Source organism: Nguyenibacter vanlangensis (assembly GCF_013376155.1).
GTDB lineage: Bacteria > Pseudomonadota > Alphaproteobacteria > Acetobacterales > Acetobacteraceae > Gluconacetobacter > Gluconacetobacter vanlangensis.
Map to the genome: position 1 here is coordinate 1 of NZ_JABXXP010000587.1, position 1762 is coordinate 1762.

The window sequence follows — 1762 nt, forward strand, 5'->3', positions numbered from 1 at the left end:
TTCGTCGCCACCGACGCCGCCCTGCCGGCCGCCGTGCTGCAGCCGCTGCTGGCAGCGGGCGCGGCGCGCAGCTTCAACCGCACGACGGTGGATTCCGACACCTCGACGTCGGACATGGTCCTGCTGTTCGCGACCGGGCAGGCCGGCAATCCGCCGGTCGTGTCCGAGACCGACCCTGCGCTGGCCGAATTCGCCGCCGCGCTGGACAGCCTCCTGCTGGAACTGGCGCTGCTGGTGGTGCGCGACGGCGAAGGGGCGACCAAGCTGATCCGCATCCAGGTGACGGGCGCCACCAGCGACGATTCCGCACAGCGCGTGGCGATGGCGGTGGCGAATTCCCCGCTGGTCAAGACCGCCATCGCGGGCGAGGACGCGAACTGGGGCCGGGTGGTGATGGCCGTGGGCAAGAGCGGCGAACCCGCCAACCGCGACACGCTGTCGATCGCCATCGGCGGCGTGTGGATCGCGCGCAACGGCACCGTCGTGCCCGATTATGACGAAACGCCGGTCGTGGCCCACATGAAGGGCAGCGAAATCGAAATCGAGATCGATCTGGGACTGGGAAACGGGACCGGCGTGGCATGGAGCTGCGACCTGACCCACGGCTATATCGACATCAACGGGTCCTATCGTAGCTGACTGGCGTAGCTGGCGGCCATTGCGCGGCCCTTGCCGGAAGGAAACAGTTCCATGTCCGATCTGCCGCCCGGCAGCGATCCTTTCGCTTCGCGATCGCCCTATGTGCCGCCGGGCCGCATGGAGCCGCGCTCTGTCTGGGTCTATGCCGGGTTCTGGTTTCGCGTGCTGGCCTGGGGCATCGACGCCTGCATCATCAGCGTCGCGGGCTGGGTCGTCGGCCTGCTGCTGTCGCCCAGCCTGACGGTCACGCTGATGAACAGCGGACCGGGGGTCGGAAAATACCAGATTTCCGACCTGGTCCGCGTCAGCGACATCCCGGCCGAATATTCCTATCAGTTCATCCACCCGGCCTGGCATGGGTCGGGGCTGTACGAACTGGTGCAGTTCATTCTGCCGGCGCTTTACTACATCCTGTTCGAATCCTCGCGCCTGCAGGCGACCCCGGGCAAGATGGCCTGCCGGATGCGCGTGACCGACATTCACGGCAGCCGGATCACCATCGGCCGCGCGGCCGGGCGGTATTTCGGCAAGTTCCTGTCCTTCATCCTGATGGGAATCGGTTTCCTGATGGTCATGTGGACCGCGCGCAAGCAGGGGCTGCACGATCTGCTGGCCGGCACCTGCGTCATTCGCCGGCAGGAAGAGGCGCTGGTCAATTTCGCGCCCCCGGGCTGAACCCGCCGATCCCGACGAAAGGCGCCCCGCCCATGTCCACTTTCCTCTTCACCCCCCAAGCCGCCGCCGCCACGCTGGCGAAAATCCGCGCCGCCGCGCCGCTGGTCCACAACATCACCAACCTGGTCGTCGCCAACAGCACCGCGAACGCGCTGCTGGCGGCGGGCGCGTCACCCGCCATGGTCGGGGCCGAGGAGGAAGTGGCGGAATTCGCCGCCCTGGCCGATGCCCTGGTGGTGAATATCGGCACGATCACCGCGCCGCAGGCCCGTGCGATCGCGCTGGCGACCCGTGCGGCGCAACAGGCCGGCACGCCCTGGATTCTGGACCCGGTGGCCGTGGGCGTGCTGGATTTCCGCTCCCGAGTCGCGGTCGCAAGCCTGGCCGACGCCCCCCGCGCCATTCGCGGCAATGCATCCGAGATCCTGGCCCTGGCGCATCTGCATGC

3 protein-coding genes are annotated in these 1762 nt (G+C 67.9%); all 3 read left to right on the forward strand.

Annotated features, from left to right (window positions below; genetic code table 11):
- On the forward strand, positions 1 to 639 hold a 639-nt coding region (locus tag HUK84_RS16965; protein WP_176641318.1), incomplete at its 5' end, for a bifunctional ornithine acetyltransferase/N-acetylglutamate synthase.
- Between the two features lie 51 nt (positions 640 to 690).
- Entirely contained in the window at positions 691 to 1314 is a 624-nt protein-coding gene (locus HUK84_RS16970) for an RDD family protein (protein ID WP_176641319.1), read from the forward strand.
- 32 nt (positions 1315 to 1346) lie between these two features.
- A partial coding sequence (locus tag HUK84_RS16975; protein WP_176641320.1) for a hydroxyethylthiazole kinase occupies positions 1347 to 1762 on the forward strand: 416 nt, incomplete at its 3' end.